The 17239-nt window shown below is 63.9% G+C and carries 14 protein-coding genes and 1 tRNA gene; 4 read left to right on the top strand and 11 right to left on the bottom strand.

Going from position 1 to position 17239, the window contains the following annotated elements; genetic code table 11:
- Positions 1–30 precede the first annotated feature (30 nt).
- Positions 31–450 (bottom strand): DUF983 domain-containing protein, encoded by a 420-nt coding sequence (locus ACMGE0_RS03420; RefSeq protein WP_436814440.1) that lies wholly within the window; start codon positions 448–450, stop codon positions 31–33.
- A gap of 224 nt (positions 451–674) precedes the next feature.
- Here ACMGE0_RS03420 and ACMGE0_RS03415 point away from each other — a divergent pair, with 224 nt between their 5' ends.
- Positions 675–1529 carry a glycerophosphodiester phosphodiesterase gene (locus ACMGE0_RS03415; RefSeq protein WP_436814439.1) on the top strand — a complete coding sequence of 285 codons (855 nt, stop codon included), beginning with the start codon at positions 675–677 and terminating at the stop codon, positions 1527–1529.
- A 6-nt stretch (positions 1530–1535) separates the two neighbouring features.
- On the opposite strand, the gene ACMGE0_RS03410 is transcribed toward ACMGE0_RS03415, so the two are convergent.
- Positions 1536–1838, bottom strand: a complete 303-nt coding sequence (locus tag ACMGE0_RS03410) for a hypothetical protein (RefSeq protein ID WP_436814438.1) — start codon at positions 1836–1838, stop codon at positions 1536–1538.
- 160 nt (positions 1839–1998) lie between these two features.
- On the opposite strand from ACMGE0_RS03410, the gene ACMGE0_RS03405 reads away from it, so the two are divergent.
- Positions 1999–3360, top strand: a complete 1362-nt coding sequence (locus ACMGE0_RS03405; protein WP_436814437.1) for an amidase — start codon at positions 1999–2001, stop codon at positions 3358–3360.
- Between the two features lie 4 nt (positions 3361–3364).
- On the opposite strand, the gene ACMGE0_RS03400 is transcribed toward ACMGE0_RS03405, so the two are convergent.
- The 3 genes from ACMGE0_RS03400 to ACMGE0_RS03390 all read right to left on the bottom strand — a co-directional run bounded on the left by ACMGE0_RS03400 (position 3365) and on the right by ACMGE0_RS03390 (position 6749).
- Positions 3365–3441 (bottom strand) — tRNA-Met (locus tag ACMGE0_RS03400).
- 134 nt (positions 3442–3575) lie between these two features.
- On the bottom strand, positions 3576–4772 hold the full coding sequence (mnmA, locus tag ACMGE0_RS03395; protein ID WP_436814436.1) for a tRNA 2-thiouridine(34) synthase MnmA: 1197 nt from the start codon (positions 4770–4772) through the stop codon (positions 3576–3578).
- Positions 4773–5663: 891 nt separating this feature from the next.
- Complete coding sequence (locus ACMGE0_RS03390) at positions 5664–6749, bottom strand: mechanosensitive ion channel family protein (RefSeq protein ID WP_436814435.1); 1086 nt, start codon at positions 6747–6749, stop codon at positions 5664–5666.
- Positions 6750–6881: 132 nt separating this feature from the next.
- On the opposite strand from ACMGE0_RS03390, the gene ACMGE0_RS03385 reads away from it, so the two are divergent.
- Positions 6882–7316 (top strand): DUF1810 domain-containing protein, encoded by a 435-nt coding sequence (locus ACMGE0_RS03385; RefSeq protein WP_436814434.1) that lies wholly within the window; start codon positions 6882–6884, stop codon positions 7314–7316.
- On the opposite strand, the gene ACMGE0_RS03380 is transcribed toward ACMGE0_RS03385, so the two are convergent.
- The 4 genes from ACMGE0_RS03380 to ACMGE0_RS03365 all read right to left on the bottom strand — a co-directional run bounded on the left by ACMGE0_RS03380 (position 7313) and on the right by ACMGE0_RS03365 (position 12744).
- Positions 7313–8362, bottom strand: coding sequence for a Tim44 domain-containing protein (locus tag ACMGE0_RS03380; RefSeq protein ID WP_436814433.1), 1050 nt, complete (start codon positions 8360–8362; stop codon positions 7313–7315). The two genes, ACMGE0_RS03385 and ACMGE0_RS03380, sit on opposite strands and share 4 nt — an antisense overlap.
- A gap of 439 nt (positions 8363–8801) precedes the next feature.
- Entirely contained in the window at positions 8802–10397 is a 1596-nt protein-coding gene (gene serA, locus ACMGE0_RS03375) for a phosphoglycerate dehydrogenase (RefSeq protein ID WP_436814432.1), read from the bottom strand.
- 143 nt (positions 10398–10540) lie between these two features.
- Entirely contained in the window at positions 10541–11719 is a 1179-nt protein-coding gene (locus tag ACMGE0_RS03370; RefSeq protein ID WP_436814431.1) for a phosphoserine transaminase, read from the bottom strand.
- A gap of 191 nt (positions 11720–11910) precedes the next feature.
- Positions 11911–12744, bottom strand: a complete 834-nt coding sequence (locus ACMGE0_RS03365; protein WP_436814430.1) for an outer membrane protein — start codon at positions 12742–12744, stop codon at positions 11911–11913.
- Positions 12745–12978: 234 nt separating this feature from the next.
- Here ACMGE0_RS03365 and ACMGE0_RS03360 point away from each other — a divergent pair, with 234 nt between their 5' ends.
- Complete coding sequence (locus ACMGE0_RS03360) at positions 12979–13137, top strand: hypothetical protein (protein WP_436814429.1); 159 nt, start codon at positions 12979–12981, stop codon at positions 13135–13137.
- 260 nt (positions 13138–13397) lie between these two features.
- Here ACMGE0_RS03360 and glmM read toward each other — a convergent pair whose 3' ends face one another.
- Both glmM and ftsH read right to left on the bottom strand, forming a co-directional pair.
- The gene (glmM, locus tag ACMGE0_RS03355) at positions 13398–14750 is read right to left on the bottom strand and encodes a phosphoglucosamine mutase (protein ID WP_085420100.1); all 1353 of its coding nucleotides are present in this window, start codon (positions 14748–14750) and stop codon (positions 13398–13400) included.
- A 453-nt stretch (positions 14751–15203) separates the two neighbouring features.
- The gene (gene ftsH / locus ACMGE0_RS03350) at positions 15204–17141 is read right to left on the bottom strand and encodes an ATP-dependent zinc metalloprotease FtsH (protein ID WP_436814428.1); all 1938 of its coding nucleotides are present in this window, start codon (positions 17139–17141) and stop codon (positions 15204–15206) included.
- Positions 17142–17239 lie beyond the last annotated feature (98 nt).

Genomic DNA, 17239 nt, shown 5'->3' with positions numbered 1-17239 from the left:
GACTTTCGGAAGCTTCCGCCCCTTCGCGGATCAATCGCCGCTCCGGCGATCGCCGGCCGGCGGGTTCGCAGGCCCCTTGTCGAGCCTGCCCTGCTCGGCCTTGTAGAAATACTGGCTGTTGACCAGCCAGCCTTTCAGCGGCCGGAGCGGCAGCACGCAGGTGATGATCAGCACCGGCAGCGAGATCAGGAAATGCACCCAGAACGGCGGCTGGAACATGACCTCGATCCAGACCGCGAACGCCACGCTCGGCACGCAGGCGAAGCAGATGACGAAGAAGGCCGGGCCGTCCGCCGGATCGGCGAAGGAATAGTCGAGGCCGCAGACTTCGCAATTGGGCCGGAGCGTCAAAAAGCCGTTGAAGAGATGCCCCTGGCCGCAGCGCGGGCAGCGGCCGCGGATACCGGTGCTGTAGGGGGAAAGAGGCGCCCAGTTCGCTTCATATGCCATGACGTCTGCCTTTCGTGGACAGGATACGATGTATGGTTCGGCGATACCGCCCAACAGATGCATGGGGCAAGGTGTTCCCTTGACGCGCGTCAAACTGCCTCGCCTGCAACCGCTTAGGCAAGCCGCCGCCGCGGCAGGCGTTGAACCTTTGTCATCGATCTATGACATGGAGTGCGGCGCGCCTAGTGTGCAATCGCGAATCGCTCTTTTTTACGGAATACCCCATGAATCCGGAATTTTCAGGCCTCGGCATCACATATGAGGGTCATCCGACCCGCCTCAAATGGCACCGTCTCCGCCGCAGTTTCAGGGACCCGCTGTTCTCCGCCGCGGTCATGGCGGAAGGCTTCAGGCTCGGCGCCTCCACCGAACTCGACCTGCGCGTCCGCGCCGACGGCGGTTTCGTCGTCCTGCACGACGACATTCTCGAAGGCGAGACCGATGGACGCGGCCTGATCCGCGAGGCTTTCCCGGACGACATCCGCGGCCTGCGCCTTCTCGAAGGCGGCCACCCGCCGATCCTCAGCGAGGACCTGGCATTGATGCTTGAGACCGCCCATCCCGACGCGCTTCTGCAGTTCGACATGAAGGATACGCTCGCCGTCATCGGTTCGCGCGGCCTCGACCATCTTGCGGACTATTTCTCCGGCGCCGGCTCCTCGATCATCGTCAGCGGCACCGATCTCGACCTCATTCTCGCGGTGAAGGAGAAGCTGCCGGACCTCAGGCGCGGCATCGACCCGACCGACAAGCTCGCCGACATCCATGCGGCCGAAGGCTGGAGCGCCGTCGAAAGGGAATTGTCCGCCGATCTGCGCGGCCCGACGGAGGCGGATACGGTCTATCTTTATTGGCCGATGCTGCTCGACGCCGAGAGCGCCGGTCTCGACATGATCGGCCTCTGCCACGATGCCGGCAAGCTCGTCGATGCCTGGACCTTCAACCTCCAGAACCCGGACGCGGGCTTCACCACGGCCGAAGCGCGCGACTTCGCCGCCCTGATGGCGCTGAAGCCGGATCAGATCACTACCGACGAGCCGATCGCCACGGAACGGGCCTGGGCGGCGATCGCCGGCTGACGCCGCTCAGTCGTCTATTCCGAACGGATCGCGATAGACGCGCCGGCTGACCAGTTTCAGGCTGCGGTCGGGCTGGATGATGTAGTTTTCCTCGACCCGCTGGCCGAATTCGTTGCGGAACTGGTGCGGCACGACGCTGCCGACCGGCGCCTTGGTGAGCCGCGTGCGCGGCTGGCCGCCATAGGTGATGCTGCCGGGAATGGGTTCGATCCCCGGTCCGATATCGACGGCGGCGGTCGGGCGGCTGTCGGCGGTGGTGCAGCCGGCAAGCGCGATGGCAAGGCCGGCGACGATCATGGTGGTTCTCATGGGATATCCCTTCCGGTTTCAGCCCTTGCGGCTGGACTCGTTCAATTCCTTGGCTCAGCCGAGGTTCCCTCCCCGGCCGGGCGCACAAATCGTCTATCCAACGCCAAAATATCCGCTACACCTTTAAGCCGCCAGTACAGGAATGGGGAGAATACGTGCCGTGACGAAATCCTATGGAGCCATGTCGATCGCCGGACTTTCCGCGCTGATCCAGACGGGATCGGCCGATCCGGTCGAGGTGACCGAAGCGGTGCTTGCCGGCATCGAGGCCTATCCGGACAAGGCCGTTTTCGTTTCCCTCCTCAAGGACCGCGCGCTTGCCGAAGCGAGGGCCTCGTCGAAACGTCTGAAGGAGGGTCGCTCGCTCGGGGCTCTCGACGGCATTCCGATCGCCTGGAAGGACCTCTTCGATATCGAAGGCCTGCCGACCACGGCGGGCTCCAAGGTGTTGAAGACGGTCGAACCGGCGAAGAAGGACGCGGCGATCGTCGATCTCTTGAAGCAGGCGGGCATGATCGCCGTCGGCCGCACCAATATGAGCGAATTCGCCTTTTCCGGCATCGGCATCAATCCGCATTACGGCACGCCTCACAACCCGAGGGCCAAGGATGCGCCGCGCATTCCGGGCGGCTCCTCCTCCGGCTCGGGCGTCGCGGTGGCCGCCGGTCTGGTGCCTGTCGCCATGGGCACGGACACCGGCGGCTCGATCCGCATTCCCTCGGCGCTGAACGGCATCGTCGGCTACAAGGCGACCCGCGGCCGTTATTCGATGGATGGCGTCTATCCGCTGGCGACCAGCCTCGATTCGCTGGGACCCCTCTGCCGCACCGTTCAGGATGCGGTCTGGATCGACGCGGCGATGCGCGGCCTTGCCGTGCCGCAGACCGCCCGCAAGCCGGTCCGGCCGCTCGACATCGTCGTCCCGACCAACATCGTCTTCGACGGCGCCGAGCCCGGCGTGGTGGCCGCCTTCGAGGCGGCGGTCGGGCGGCTTGAAAAAACGGGCTGCCGGGTAAGCCGCATCGCCATTCCCTCCTTCGACGAACTGCCGAAGCTGATGGCGAAATACGGGCCGCTGGTGACCGCGGAAGCCTTCGCGCTGCATCGCGAGCGTCTGGCGGGGCCCGAGGCGGCCGACATCGATCACCGCGTGGTCGCCCGCACAAGGCTCGGCGAAAGGACCGGCATGGCGGATTACATCGCCATCCTGGAAGCCCGCGCCCGGATGATCGCCGAGACGGAAGCGCTGGTCGGCGACCGCTTCGTCGCCATGCCCTCGGTCGCGCATGTCGCTCCGAAGATCGAGCCGCTTCTTGCCGACGACGACACCTTCTTCGCCATGAACGGCAAGACGCTGCGCAATACCGGCTTCGGCAATTTCCTCGACTGGTGCGGCGTGTCGATCCCCTGCGGCACCGGCGACGCGGAGATGCCGGTCGGCTTCCTGCTCTCGGCCAATGCCGATCGCGACGAAGTGCTGCTGCAGGCGGCGATGGCCTATGAGGAGACTATAAGGGGATGAAGAATGGTAGCGGGAGGCAGAATTGAACTGCCGACCTTGGGGTTATGAATCCCACGCTCTCACCAACTGAGCTATCCCGCCACAGGGATGCGAAACTGTCCGGAAGAGCCCGGTCCGCTTCGGTCGTGCGGCTTATAAGACCCGCGTCACCAAAGTGTCAAGCAGGCTTTTGGCAAATCCGGCGGCAATTTTCGCCGCCGCCGGAAGCATTTGGGTCAGGCCGCGACAGGCGCGGAAAGCAGGGTTTTGAGCGAGGCTTCCGCGTCGGCGGCACGTTCCGACCGGTCGATGAAACCGCCGCCATAGACGCGCGCATCCGGCCCTTCCGCCGAATAGAGCACGCAGGCCTGGCCCGGCGCCACGCCCGCCTCGCCGATCGCCAGATCGACATAGACGCCCTGCTCGTCGCAATGGACGGTCGCCGGCGTCGGCGGACGCGTCGAGCGCACCTTGGCGAAACAGGCGAAACCGTCCCTCGCATCGGCTTCCAGCGAGCCGTCGCCGATCCAGTTGACGTCGCGAAGATAGACGCGATGCGTGTCGAGCGCTTCCTTCGGCCCGACGATCACCCGCCGCGAGCGGGCGTCGAGATAGACGACGTAGAGCGGCTCGCCGGTCGCCACACCCAGGCCCTTCCGCTGGCCGATCGTATAATGGACGATGCCCTCGTGGCGGCCGAGCACGCGGCCGTCCATATGCACGATGTCACCGGCCAGCGCCGCGTTCGGCTTCAGCTTGTTGACGATGTCCGTATACCGGCCCTGCGGCACGAAACAGATGTCCTGGCTGTCGGCCTTTCTGGCGACCACGAGGCCCATGTCCTCGGCAAGCGCCCGCACCTCCGCCTTCGGCATGCCGCCGAGCGGGAAGCGCAGGTAATCGATCTGCTCCTGCGTGGTGGCGAACAGGAACCAGCTCTGGTCGCGGTCGCTGTCGACGGGGCGGAAGAGCGCGCGGCGGCTCGGATTGTCGGGCGAAGGATTCGGCCGCGAACGGATGTAATGGCCGGTCGCCAGCGCATCGGCGCCGAGCTCCTTCGCCGTCGCCAGGAGATCGGCGAACTTGACCGTCTGATTGCAGGCCACACAGGGGATCGGCGTTTCGCCCATGGCATAGGCTTCGGCAAACGGGTTGATCACCGTTTCGCGGAACCGCTTCTCGTAATCGAGCACGTAATGCGGGATGCCGAGCGTTTCGGAAACCCGCCGCGCATCGTCGATGTCCTGGCCGGCGCAGCAGGAGCCGGCGCGGTGCACGGCCGCGCCATGGTCGTAGAGCTGCAGCGTGATGCCGAGAACGTCGTAGCCCTGGCGTTTGAGCAGGCCTGCGACGACGGAGGAATCCACTCCCCCCGACATGGCGACGACAACGCGTGTGTCTTCCGGCCTCTTGTCAAAATCCAGCGTGTTCACGGAACTCTCTCGGTGTCTCAGGCCCGCCGGTGCAATTAATTGCACAAAGGCGAGTATCGGCGCCGGGCGCGGGATCGGCCGCGGTCCAGGCAATTCTTGCCGCATATAGAAAGGATTTGAGGCCGGCGCAAGGCGGACGGGTATTTCAGCGGCTTCGGCATGGTCCCCTCTCGCCCTCGGGATCGTGCTTCGGTTTTCAAAGGGCGGCCGGAAGGCGGATTCCGCCCTTGGCGATCTCGGTTGTTTTTGTTTCGGCCGGGACACGTCGTGTGCCTCGTATTGAATTTTTATATGTGACACGCGACGTGTCCCGTTCGGTCAGTTTTTCCGCGCAACTCCGGTCCCTCTGCGGCGATATGGTCTTATGTCCTTGCGGATGCCATACCGGGTTGTGTGCGACACACGCACGCCCCGCCTTAAGACGGGAGGGGGACCATTTTCTGCGCAGCCCCCGACAACCCGCCTGCATCAACGGCAGACCGCCAGGGCACCAGTCCCGTCTCGCCGGCGATGCCTAACCGGTGTAGCCGAAACGGAACGGGCAAAGCATGGCACGGGTTTGAAGAGCGGGGATGAGAAAGAAGGCAAACCATTGAAAGAATTGAAGCGCAGACGTGGATTCCTCCCCGTTATCAGAGCAGCGCTCGCGCATATGGAATGTCAGGCGGTGCGTGGAGCCCCTCCCCCTTGTGGGGAGGGGTTGGGGAGGGGACTTCATTCCGAGTGAAAACCCCTCCCGCCTGCCGGCCACCCTCCCCACAAGGGGGAGGGTTAAGACCGCCGCACCGCCGACCACCCCATATGCGATAGCTCTGCTCTGATGACGGGGATGAATCCGCCTGCGACAAAACTCAGGAGGACAACGGGGCATTCCGGTCCGCCGCATCTCTATCACGACTGCATCGAGGCATGCCTGGCCGCCACATCCGAGGCACCGTCGAAATCAACTGCGCCCTCGGCCCTCACCTTCGGCAACGCGGAAGGATATTCCCGCTGGATGAAGTCGATCAGCTTCTCGCGCATTTCGCATCTGAGGTCGAAGGCCTTCGGCGCATTGGGGGCCGAGACGAGGACACGGATCTCCATGACGTTTTCCCTGAAATCGGTCACCTGCACCGCCACCACGCGCTTGTCCCACAGTTTCGAGGCGGCGGCGATCTCCTCGGCCTTCCTGCGCACGACACCGACGGGCACGGAATAGTCGAGATAGATCATGACGGTGCCGATGAGGGCGGAGCTTTCGCGCGTCCAGTTCTGGAACGGCTTTTCCATGAAATAGCTGAGCGGCAGGATCATCCGCCGCCAGTCCCAGAGCTTCACCACCACATAGGTCGAGGTGATCTCCTCCACATTGCCCCATTCCCCTTCGACGATCAGCGCGTCGTCGATGCGGATCGGCTGCGTGATCGCAAGCTGGATGCCCGCAAGGAGATTCTTCAGCACCGGCTGCAGCGCAAGACCGAGCACGATGCCGGCGACACCCGCGGATGCGAGCAGGCTGACGCCGTATTGCTGCACGGTGGGGAATGTCATCAGCATGGCAGCGATGGTGATCGCGACGATCATGAAACCCAGGATGCGCTCGGCGATCCGCGACTGCGTCACATGCGTCCTGGCGAGCAGATTGTCTTCCGCATCGAGCTTGAACCGGCGCAGATAGACGATCATCCAGATATGCAGGGCGGTCGACGCCATCCAGCCGACGACGACGATGAAGCAGAGCAGCAGGATATGGCGGATCACCCCCGCCTGACCGCCGGTCAGGGGCGCAACGGCCGCGCCGAACGACAGGGTCCAGGTGAGGATCGCAAGCCGCATCGGCCGTCTCGTGCGCGAGACGAGCGAGCGCCAGAAGAGATCCTTGTTCTCCACGAGGCGCGTCAGGAATCGGAAGCCGAAACTCTGGATGGCAAGGCCGATCAGAAAAGCGGCCGCCAGAACGCCCATGCTGACGAACCAGTCCGGCAGCCAGGCCATGTCATTCCGAAAATCCTGAATGAACCGCTCCATACCCCCTGAGCTAGGGTGCGACGCAGCACGGGAAAGAGCGGCCGCAAATTTTTCACGTTTGGCGCTCTTGATGGCAGCCGGGCGATCGAGGAGCCGGCAATGGGCGCAAATGCGAGGGAATTCGATCTCATGCGCTTCGTGGATGCACAGGCGCCCGTCTATGACCGGGTGATCGGCGAGTTGCGCGACGGCAGAAAACGCTCCCACTGGATGTGGTACATCTTCCCGCAGGCAGCCGGGCTCGGCTTCTCGATCATGTCGCAGCGCTTCGCGATCGGCTCCAGGGCGGAGGCTGCCGCCTATCTCGATCATCCGCTGCTTGGAAGCCGGCTCGTCGAATGCACCGAAGCGATGCTTTCGCACAAGGACCTCTCGGCGCACGCGATCCTCGGCTCGCCGGACGACATGAAATTCAAAAGCTCGATGACGCTGTTCGAGATGGTCAGCGAAAAGGGCTCGCCTTTCGAGCGAGCCCTTGAGCAATTTTATCATGGCGAGCGCGACGGGAAGACCGTCGCGCTGCTGGGAGGTTAGGCGGCCGCCTGGATCGCCGAGAGCTTCCAGTCGTTGGCGGGCTTGCGGACGAAGGTCCAGACTTCCACCGTCTCGGTGACGGCGTTCGGATCGCCCTCGGCCACGGCGCCGGTCTCGCGGTTACGCATGTAGTCGACGCTCGAATAGCGCATCGCCACCGTCGCATAGTCCTGGCCGTTTTCGCGCCAGGCCTCGGCCAGATCGCCCTGCAGGAGCTTCACGTCCTTCACCTCGTTCTTGAGGCCGTTGGTGGCGTTCTCGCCCAGTTCCTCGGCGAGGTAGGACATGGCTTCCGGGGTCGTGAGGCTGCGAAGCTTCGCATAATCCTCGGCGGCATAGGCCGACTGAACGTTCGTCAGCAGCTTCTCGAACTGGTCGAGGTCGCGGTTGGTGATGCCGATCTCGTCGGTATCCGGTCCGGCCTGACGCGGCGCGGCCGCATAGCCGCCCCCAAAGCCACTCCCGATACCACCGCCTTGGGCACCGCCGTTCAACGAGCCGATCTTCGGAATCTGGAAGCCGGACTGGTTCTGGCGCGGCGCCTCATAGGCATTGCGCTGCTGGCCGTAGCCGCCTGCCGGACCGGCGGGCTGCTGACGGCGCGCGAACAGGCGGAAGGCAAGCATCGCAAGACCGGCGATGAGCGCGATCTGGAGAAGCATGCCGAGGAAGCCGGCCATGCCGCCGAAGCCCGTGCCCATCATCATGCCGATCAGGCCGCCGAGGGCGAGACCGCCGAGAAGGCCGCCGGCCATGCCGCCGAACAGGCCGGGACGCCGCTGCTGGGCCGCGGCCTGCTGGCCAAGGCCGGTCTGCGGGCTGGCGGCGTTCTGCTGGGTGTTGGGCGTCATCGAACGGTTGATGCCGGTTGCCGGCCCGGGCGCGGTATTGGTCGTCGGCGGAGCGGAATAGGTGCGCGTGCCGCGGCTGCCGAAACCGCCGCCGGCGCGACGGGCTTCCGCGAAATCAACGGCGGCCAAGGAAACCGCCATCCCGATCGCAGCGACCGCGAACAGCTGCTTGAAACGCCGAAGGTTGGATAACATCTCTTTCTCCTCATGACCGCTCAAATGCGGTGTTCCCGGTTTATATAGCGATGGGCGGTCCGCCATTTTAGAGGCGGCGCCGATTTTTCCCGCCGAAGTAGATAACGAACTTTGAAACGGGAGCCAAGTTCCGAAAATACAACCTATGGGAAAGAAAGAGGCGCGAATGGTCGCAGCCTGCAGGAAAGGGAAAAGCCCGGCGCGTGAGGCACCGGGCTTTCGTTGGGCTCCTTGGGAGGAGATTCCAGTGGAGAGCAGCTCTGTTGAGGTCGCATGCGACGCTGCCCCTCATCCGCCTGCCGGCACCTTCTCCCCGCTCGCGGGGAGAAGGGATATGCCGCACCGGTTTCCTTCACCGAAGACGTTGCGTTTGACACGTCCCCTCTCCCCGCATGCGGGGAGAGGGTTAGGGTGAGGGGCAAATCCGGAAAGCGGCGCCTCAATCCACGTTGAACGCCAGCGGCTTGGCCTGACGGATCGCCGGGTTGGCCGTGAGCTTCGCCAGCACCTCTGCCGAGACGGGGCCGTCGACATAAAGCAGCGCGATCGCATCGCCGCCCTGCTTGTCGCGGCCGAGATGGAAGTTGGCGATGTTGACGCCGGCATTGCCGAGCGTCGTGCCGATGAAGCCGATCATGCCGGGAACGTCGGTATTGGCGATATAGACCATGTCGGCGCCGACATCCGCGTCGAGGTTGATGCCCTTGATCTGGATGAAGCGCGGCTTGCCATCGGAGAAGACCGTGCCGGCGACCGAGCGGGTCATCGTGTCGGTGGTGACGGTGAGCTTGATGTAGCCGTCGAAGACGCCCGACTTGTCGCGCTTGGCCTCGGACAGGATGATGCCCTTTTCCTTCACCATGATCGGCGCCGAAACCATGTTGACGTCGGCGACCTGCGGGCGGATGAGGCCCGCAAGCAGCGCGCTCGTCAGCGCCTTGGTGTTCATGTTGGCGGTCGAGCCGTCATAGAGGATCTCGATTTCCTTGATCGCATCCTCGGTGACCTGGCCGACGAACGCGCCGAGCACGTCCGCCAGGCGGATGAACGGCTTCAGGATCGGCGCTTCTTCCGCGGTGATCGACGGCATGTTGATGGCGTTGGAAACGGCGCCCTTCACCAGGTAGTCCGCCATCTGCTCGGCGACCTGCAGGGCGACGTTCTCCTGCGCTTCCGTCGTGGAGGCGCCGAGATGCGGCGTGCAGACGACGTTGTCGAGACCGAAGAGCGGGCTTTCGGTGGCGGGCTCCACCTCGAAGACGTCGAAGCCGGCGCCGGCGACATGGCCGGACTTCAGCGCTTCGGCCAGGGCCGCCTCGTCGACGAGACCGCCGCGGGCGCAGTTGATGATGCGCACACCCGGCTTCGTCTTGGCCAGTGCATCCCTGTCGAGGATGTTGCGGGTCTTGTCCGTCAGCGGCACGTGCAGCGTGATGAAATCGGCGCGCGTCAGAAGCTCGTCGAGCTCGACCTTCACCACGCCCATCTCCTCGGCGCGCTCCTTGGAGAGGAACGGGTCATAGGCGATGACGTGCATGCCGAGCCCGATCGCCTTCTTGCAGACGATGCCGCCGATATTGCCGGCGCCGATGACGCCGAGCGTCTTGCCGGTGATCTCGACGCCCATGAAGCGCGACTTTTCCCACTTGCCGGACTGGGTCGAGTTATCGGCCGCCGGAAGCTGGCGGGCGACGGCGAACATCAGCGCGATCGCATGCTCGGCTGTCGTGATCGAGTTGCCGAACGGCGTGTTCATGACGATGATGCCGCGGCGCGAGGCGGCCGGGATATCGACGTTGTCGACGCCGATGCCGGCGCGGCCGACCACCTTGAGGTTCGCCGCATTGGCGATCAGCTTCTCCGTCACCTTGGTGGCGGAACGGATGGCAAGGCCATCGTAGTTGCCGATGATCTCGGCGAGCTTTTCCTTGTCCTTGCCGAGCTTCGGCTGGAAATCGACTTCGACGCCGCGATCGCGAAAGATCTGGACGGCGGTTTCCGAGAGTTCGTCGGATACGAGAACGCGAGGTGCCATGGTGATGGGCTCCTGATAAGGGTTTGAACTTGGACCTTCGTCATGCCCGCGTCTGTCCCGGGCATCTGCGACGTATCGGTTTTGTCGATGGGATCAGATCCTCGGCACGAGGCCGAGGATGACGACAGCGGGGCGCAGAATACTTACGCGGCGGCCTTGGCGAGCGCGGCCTTCTGGGTGTTGAAGGCGTAGGAAAGCCAGGGCATCAGAGCCTTCATGTCGGCTTCGTCGATCGTAGCACCAGCCCAGATGCGCAGGCCCGACGGGGCATCGCGATAAGCGCCGGTGTCGAAGGCGACGCCTTCCTTTTCGAGGATCGAGACGACGCCCTTGGCGAAAGCGGCCTGCGCGTCGTCATCGAGCGCGGTGACGTCCGGATCGACGATCTTGAGGCAGACGGAAGTGTTGGACCGCGTCGCCGGATCGACGGCGAGGTTCTCGATCCAGGCATTCGCCGCGACGAAATCGTGGATGACCTCGGCGTTCGCATCGGCGCGGGCGATCAGCCCCTTGAGGCCGCCGACGTCCCTGGCCCAGTTGAGCGCGTCGATATAGTCCTCGACGCAGAGCATCGACGGCGTGTTGATCGTCTCGCCGACGAAGATGCCTTCGATCAGCTTGCCGCCCGAGGTGAGGCGGAAGATCTTCGGCAGCGGCCAGGCCGGAACATAGGTCGTGAGGCGTTCGACGGCGCGCGGCGAAAGGATCAGCATGCCGTGGCCGCCCTCGCCGCCCAGCACCTTCTGCCAGGAGAAGGTGACGACGTCGAGTTTCGAGAAATCGAGGTCCTGCGCGAAAGCGGCCGAGGTGGCGTCGCAGATGGTCAGGCCCTTGCGGTTCGCCGGGATGAAATCGGCGTTCGGGACGCGCACGCCCGAGGTCGTGCCGTTCCAGGTGAAGACCACGTCGCGGTCGAAATCGACGGTGGAGAAATCGGGCAGCAGGCCGTAGTCGGCTTCGATCTTGCGGACGTCCTTGAGCTTGAGCTGCTTGACGACGTCGGTGACCCAGCCGGCGCCGAAGCTTTCCCAGGCCAGCATATCGACGCCGCGCTCGCCGAGCAGCGACCAGAGCGCCATTTCGACGGCGCCGGTGTCGGAGGCCGGCACAATGCCGATGCGGTAATCCGCCGGCACGTTCAGAATTTCACGGGTGAGGTCGATCGCCTGCTTCAGCTTCGCCTTGCCGACCTTGGCGCGGTGCGACCGGCCGAGCGCGGCATCGGAGAGGGCTTCGAGCGACCAACCGGGGCGCTTCGAGCAAGGACCAGAAGAGAAATGGGTATTGTTCGGACGTACGTCCGGCTTTGCGGCTTCAGCCATGATGCTATCCTTCCAGATAGATGGCTCCTCGTTGGGGAGGAGTGTCCCGCCGCCGTGGATATTACCGTCCGCCTGCACAGTCAAGCGGGCGATGTCGCTCAGGGGAAAATTTCTGCCGCAGCCCTCATGCGCGGTGCCGGAACGAAAGAGGCCGCCCCGAGGAGCGGCCTTCATCTGGAAATGCGCGAAGCTTACTTGTAGACGATCGGCTCCGGCGGGGGTTCGTAGGCCACCGGGGTGTCGCAGCCGCCGAAGACGTAGCGGGCGCCGACGCGGGCCTCGTGGCTGTAGAAGCCCTTGTCGCGGCCCGGACCGCCCCCGACCGCATAGCCGAACATGTCGCCGCCGTCGACATAGCGGAAGCGATAGCCGAGATCCGCCTTGAGGTTGCAGGTGATGTCGACCGATGCGCCGGCCATGAGGGCTGCGGTGAAGCGCCAGCGGCCCTTGCCGTCGTGCTCGCTCGAATAGCAGCCCGGCACCGTCGGATCGTCGCAGATCGTGTTGCGCAGCCGGTTCCACTTGACGTAGGTGCCGCCGATACCGCCGCCGACATAGGGTGTGAAATAACCGTAGGTGCCGAGATCGACATAGACGTTCGCCATCAGCGAATAGGCCTCCATGTCCGACCGGTCGCTCGATGTACAGGTGACGCCGCCGCAGATGCCGACCGTTCCGCCCGAGAACTTGGACTTCGTGAAATAGTCGAAGGTCACGTCGGTGCGCAGGTAGCTGTTGATCTGATAGCCGACACCGCCGCCGAGCGTGAAGCTGTCTCGAAGCGAGGAGCGCGTGAAATCGGCAAGCCCGATGCCCGGGGTCGCCGACCCCTGGTAGAATTCGACGCCCCGCGACTTCTTGAAGGAATAGCCGACATCGCCGCGCAGATACCAGCCGCTCGCCTCCTGGACGGTGACTTCCGGCGCGTCCAGGATCGGTTCGGGCTGCGGCTCATAAAGATCGGCGGAATTCGCGGTATTCGCCGTCAATGCCAGCGCGAAGGCGCCGGCCAGGAACTTTCTCATTGCCCCATCTCCACAAAGCTCATCACGTAAGGCAGGCACGACGCGCAGCCAAAGGGTTGATCCGCGACAGATGATGGATGAGAAAGGTTAAACACCGCTTAACCATGCTTGTTTACCGGCTGTTTTCCTTAAATTAGCAAAGAATAACAGACCGGAAATCCGCTTTCATGGAAGCTGACCGACGCGGCATGGCTTCCATTGGCAAACGCTTTCGCAACGTTTAAGGAAGGCGCCATGCCAGACAATGTCATCAAGTTCCAGCGCCCGCCGACACCCAAGCCCCCGCGGCAGACGCCGCCGTGGCTGAAGCGTCTCCTGGTCTGTCTCGGGATTGCTGCCCTCTTCGCGGCGGCTTTCGTCTATTTTTCGCTGACGGGCCCGGCGCAGCCCTGACGCGGCATATTCGACGGATTTCATGAAAACCGGCGTTCGTTACCCCTGCCCGGCAGAAGTAATCGCATGTGGGCTTGCCCCTCATCCGGCTGCCGCCACCTTCTCCCCGTCTTAACGGGGAGAAGGACGCAAGACGCAGGCTTCCAGTCCCCTCTCCCCGCGTGCGGGGAGAGGGCTAGGGTGAGGGGCAAATTCCACAGGCGATTACTTCCCTGCCCGACAGAGGGATAAAAAGCAGTGCGTCGTATACGGAAAACGGCTCAGGCCGCGTTGCGCACGTTGGCGATGACACCGACGAGGCCGTCGACGATGCGCTCGATCTGCGTCCGGTCGTCGCCTTCCGCCATCACCCGGATCAGCGGCTCGGTGCCGGACGGGCGGATGACGAGGCGCCCGCGGGAGGCGAGTTCCGCCTCCGCGTCGGCGATGGCCTGACGCACGATCGCGTCCTCCAGCGGCTTGCCGCCCTGAAAACGGACGTTCTTCAGAAGCTGCGGCACCGGCTCGAAACGGCGGCAGACCTCGCTGACCGGCCTGTCGAGACGTTTCACGCGCGCGAGAATCTGCAGCGCGGCGACGAGGCCGTCGCCCGTCGTGCCGAAATCGGACAGCACGATATGGCCGGACTGCTCGCCACCGATATTGATATCGTGGTTGCGCATGTGCTCGACGACATAACGGTCGCCCACCTTGGTGCGGTGAAGGGCAAGGCCCCTGCCATCGAGGAACCGTTCCAGGCCGAGATTGGACATGACGGTGGCGACGATGCCTCCGCCCCTCAGCTTCTCGTCTTCTGCCCAGCTTTCGGCGATGACGGCCATGAGCTGGTCGCCGTCGACGATCTCGCCGCGCTCATCGACGATGATGACGCGGTCGGCATCGCCATCGAGCGCGATGCCGATATCGGCGCGCACCTCGTGCACCTTCTTCTGCAGCTTCTCCGGGCTCGTGGAGCCGCAGTCGAGATTGATGTTCGTGCCGTTCGGCTCGTTGCCGATCGTCACCACCTCGGCGCCGAGTTCCCAGAGCGCGAGCGGCGCCACCTTGTAGGCCGCGCCGTTGGCGCAATCGATCGCAACGCGCAGGCCGTGCAGCGTGACATCGCGCGGCAGCGTGCGCTTGGCATGCTCGATATAGCGGTAGATGTCGCCCTCGACGCGCTTCGCCCGGCCGATATCGCCCGACTTTGCGAGCTGGGTGTGCGGGTCCTTGTCGAGCAGGTCCTCGATCTGCATTTCGAGCTCGTCGGAAAGCTTGTAGCCGTCCGGGCCGAAGAGCTTGATGCCGTTGTCCTCGTAAGGGTTGTGGGAGGCGGAGATCATCACGCCGATATCGGCGCGCAGCGAGCGGGTGAGCATGGCGACCGCCGGCGTCGGGATCGGGCCGAGCAGGAAGACGTCAAGGCCGGCGGCGGTGAAACCCGCCACCATAGCGTTTTCCAGCATGTAGCCGGAGAGGCGGGTATCCTTGCCGATCACCACGCGATGGCGATGGCTGCCGTTGCGGAAGATCGTGCCGACTGCAATTCCGACGCGCATCGCAAGGTCGGGCGTCATCGGGAAGATATTGGACTGTCCGCGGATGCCGTCGGTGCCAAAATAGCGGCGTGTCATGTAAGCTCCTTCATCACGCCTTGATGGCGCGGTCCTCGCAGCGATAGAACTGCGGTTGTTCTTCAACGGCAAACCAGCCGGAAAGCCTGGCTCATGCCATAGTTCGAATGCCCAGGCACGTAAATTAGCGTCAAAATCGATTATATCCCGTTACCAAATAAGGTTACATCGCTTACTCATAGGATAGACGGGCAAGTAAAAACCGCCGCGGATCGCTTCGCCAGGATCATACCATGACAAAGGCCGCAACATCTCTTCCGTCATGCTCGGGCGCCTGTCCCGAGCATCTGACCACATCCATCCTCTGAAATTCTCCAAACCAATAGCTTGGCGACGTGAGCAGATCCTCGGGCACAAGGCCGAGGATGACGTCGCGTATGGCGAGAGGTTTGTCAGCAAGTAAAAACCGCCGCGGATCGCTCCGCGGCGGTTCTTGAATGCCATGCCGGCCGATCAGTGCGGCTGCGGTTCGAGGCCGCTTTCGGGTTCGCCGCCCTTCGGCTCGTCCTTCTTGGAACCGCCGGCGGAAGGAACCGCCGAGCCGCGGGCCGGCGGCGCGTCGTCGCCGAGATCGCGCGACGGCTTCTGGCCCTTGAGCAGCGCCTTGATCTCCTCGCCCGACAGCGTCTCGTATTCGAGCAGGCCTTCGGCGAGCATTACGAACTCGTCGTGCTTTTCGGTGAGGATGCGGCGAGCCTCGGTATAGGCCTCGTCGATGAGGCGGCGCACCTCGACATCGATCTTCTGGGCCGTCGCCTCGGAGACGTTCTTCGACTGCGAGACGGAATGACCGAGGAAGACTTCCTGCTGGTTCTCGCCATAGGCGACCTGGCCGAGCACGTCGGAGAAGCCCCACTGGGTGACCATGGCTCGGGCAAGCTTGGTGGCCTGCTCGATATCGGACGACGCGCCGGAGGTGATGTTCTCCTTGCCGAAGGTAAGCTCTTCGGCGACACGGCCGCCCATCATGATGACCAGACGGGATACCATCCACTTGTAGCTCATCGAATAGCGGTCGCCTTCCGGCAACTGCATGACCATGCCGAGCGCACGGCCGCGCGGGATGATCGTCGCCTTGTGCAGAGGGTCCGCGACCGGGACATTAAGCGCAGTGATGGCGTGGCCGGCTTCATGGTAGGCGGTGAGCTTCTTCTCCGCCTCGGTCATGGCCGAGGAGCGGCGCTCGGCGCCCATCATGATCTTGTCCTTGGCGTCTTCGAACTCGCTCATGGTGACAAGCCGCTTGTTGCGACGCGCCGCCATCAGGGCCGCCTCGTTGACGAGGTTCATCAGGTCCGCACCCGAGAAGCCGGGCGTTCCGCGGGCCAAAACCTTGAGATCGACATTCGGCGCCAGCGGCACGTTGCGGGCATGAACCTTGAGGATGCGTTCGCGGCCGACGATGTCCGGGTTCGGCACGACCACCTGACGGTCGAAACGGCCGGGACGGAGCAGCGCCGGGTCGAGAACGTCCGGACGGTTGGTCGCGGCGATCAGGATGATGCCTTCGTTCGCCTCGAAACCGTCCATCTCGACGAGAAGCTGGTTGAGCGTCTGTTCGCGCTCGTCGTTGCCGCCGCCCAAGCCCGCGCCGCGATGACGGCCGACCGCGTCGATTTCGTCGATGAAGATGATGCAGGGCGCGTTCTTCTTCGCCTGCTCGAACATGTCGCGGACGCGGCTGGCACCGACGCCGACGAACATTTCGACGAAATCCGAACCGGAAATGGTGAAGAAGGGCACGTTCGCCTCGCCGGCGATGGCGCGGGCGAGCAGCGTCTTACCGGTGCCGGGCGGGCCGACGAGCAGCACGCCGCGCGGAATGCGGCCGCCGAGGCGCTGGAACTTCTGGGGATCGCGCAGGAACTCCACGATTTCCTCAAGGTCCTGCTTGGCCTCATCCACGCCGGCGACGTCCTCGAACGTCACGCGCCCGTGCGCCTCGGTCAGAAGCTTCGCCTTCGACTTGCCGAAGCCCATCGCGCCGCGCGAGCCGCCCTGCATCTGCCGCATGAAGAACAGCCAGACGCCGAGGATCAGGAGCATCGGCAGAAGCGTGCCGAGATAGCTCAGGAAACCCGAAGACCCGTCCGTTTCCGGACGGGCCACGATGGTGACGTTCTTTTCCTGCAGCCTCGACATCAGGCTGTCGTCAATGACGGGCGAATAGGTCTGAAACCCCGAGCCGTTTTCGGTATAGGTGCCGAGCACCCGGTTGCCCGTGACGACGACATCCCTCACCCGCCCCGAATCCACATCGCGCAGGAACTGCGAATAGGGAATCTCACGCGAGCTGGTCTGCGTCGGCGCCGTCTGGAACATGCTGAACAATGCGACCAGCAAGAGGGCTATGATGACCCAGAGGGCGATATTACGAAAGTTTGGGTTCATTGAACTCCCCGGACTACGACGGCCAGCTTCTCGAGGCGGCCGCCTTGCTTGCCGCATAACATAGGGTTGCGGCGCGTGCTTGCCAAGGCGAACCGGAG

This window comes from Neorhizobium descurainiae, assembly GCF_051400715.1.
Taxonomy (GTDB): Bacteria; Pseudomonadota; Alphaproteobacteria; order Rhizobiales; family Rhizobiaceae; genus Neorhizobium.
Note: the sequence above shows the minus strand (reverse complement) of the source record. Positions and strands in the feature narration are given on the sequence as shown.

Excerpts from the sequence above, each read along its gene's own strand:
- ACMGE0_RS03420 (WP_436814440.1), bottom strand. The coding sequence starts at position 450 with ATGGCATATGAAGCGAACTGGGCGCCTCTTTCCCCCTACAGCACCGGT.
- ACMGE0_RS03415 (WP_436814439.1), top strand. The coding sequence starts at position 675 with ATGAATCCGGAATTTTCAGGCCTCGGCATCACATATGAGGGTCATCCG.
- ACMGE0_RS03410 (WP_436814438.1), bottom strand. The coding sequence starts at position 1,838 with ATGAGAACCACCATGATCGTCGCCGGCCTTGCCATCGCGCTTGCCGGC.
- ACMGE0_RS03390 (WP_436814435.1), bottom strand. The coding sequence starts at position 6,749 with ATGGCCTGGCTGCCGGACTGGTTCGTCAGCATGGGCGTTCTGGCGGCC.
- ACMGE0_RS03385 (WP_436814434.1), top strand. The coding sequence starts at position 6,882 with ATGGGCGCAAATGCGAGGGAATTCGATCTCATGCGCTTCGTGGATGCA.
- ACMGE0_RS03380 (WP_436814433.1), bottom strand. The coding sequence starts at position 8,362 with ATGTTATCCAACCTTCGGCGTTTCAAGCAGCTGTTCGCGGTCGCTGCG.
- serA (WP_436814432.1), bottom strand. The coding sequence starts at position 10,397 with ATGGCACCTCGCGTTCTCGTATCCGACGAACTCTCGGAAACCGCCGTC.
- ACMGE0_RS03370 (WP_436814431.1), bottom strand. The coding sequence starts at position 11,719 with ATGGCTGAAGCCGCAAAGCCGGACGTACGTCCGAACAATACCCATTTC.
- ACMGE0_RS03365 (WP_436814430.1), bottom strand. The coding sequence starts at position 12,744 with ATGAGAAAGTTCCTGGCCGGCGCCTTCGCGCTGGCATTGACGGCGAAT.
- ACMGE0_RS03360 (WP_436814429.1), top strand. The coding sequence starts at position 12,979 with ATGCCAGACAATGTCATCAAGTTCCAGCGCCCGCCGACACCCAAGCCC.
- glmM (WP_085420100.1), bottom strand. The coding sequence starts at position 14,750 with ATGACACGCCGCTATTTTGGCACCGACGGCATCCGCGGACAGTCCAAT.
- ftsH (WP_436814428.1), bottom strand. The coding sequence starts at position 17,141 with ATGAACCCAAACTTTCGTAATATCGCCCTCTGGGTCATCATAGCCCTC.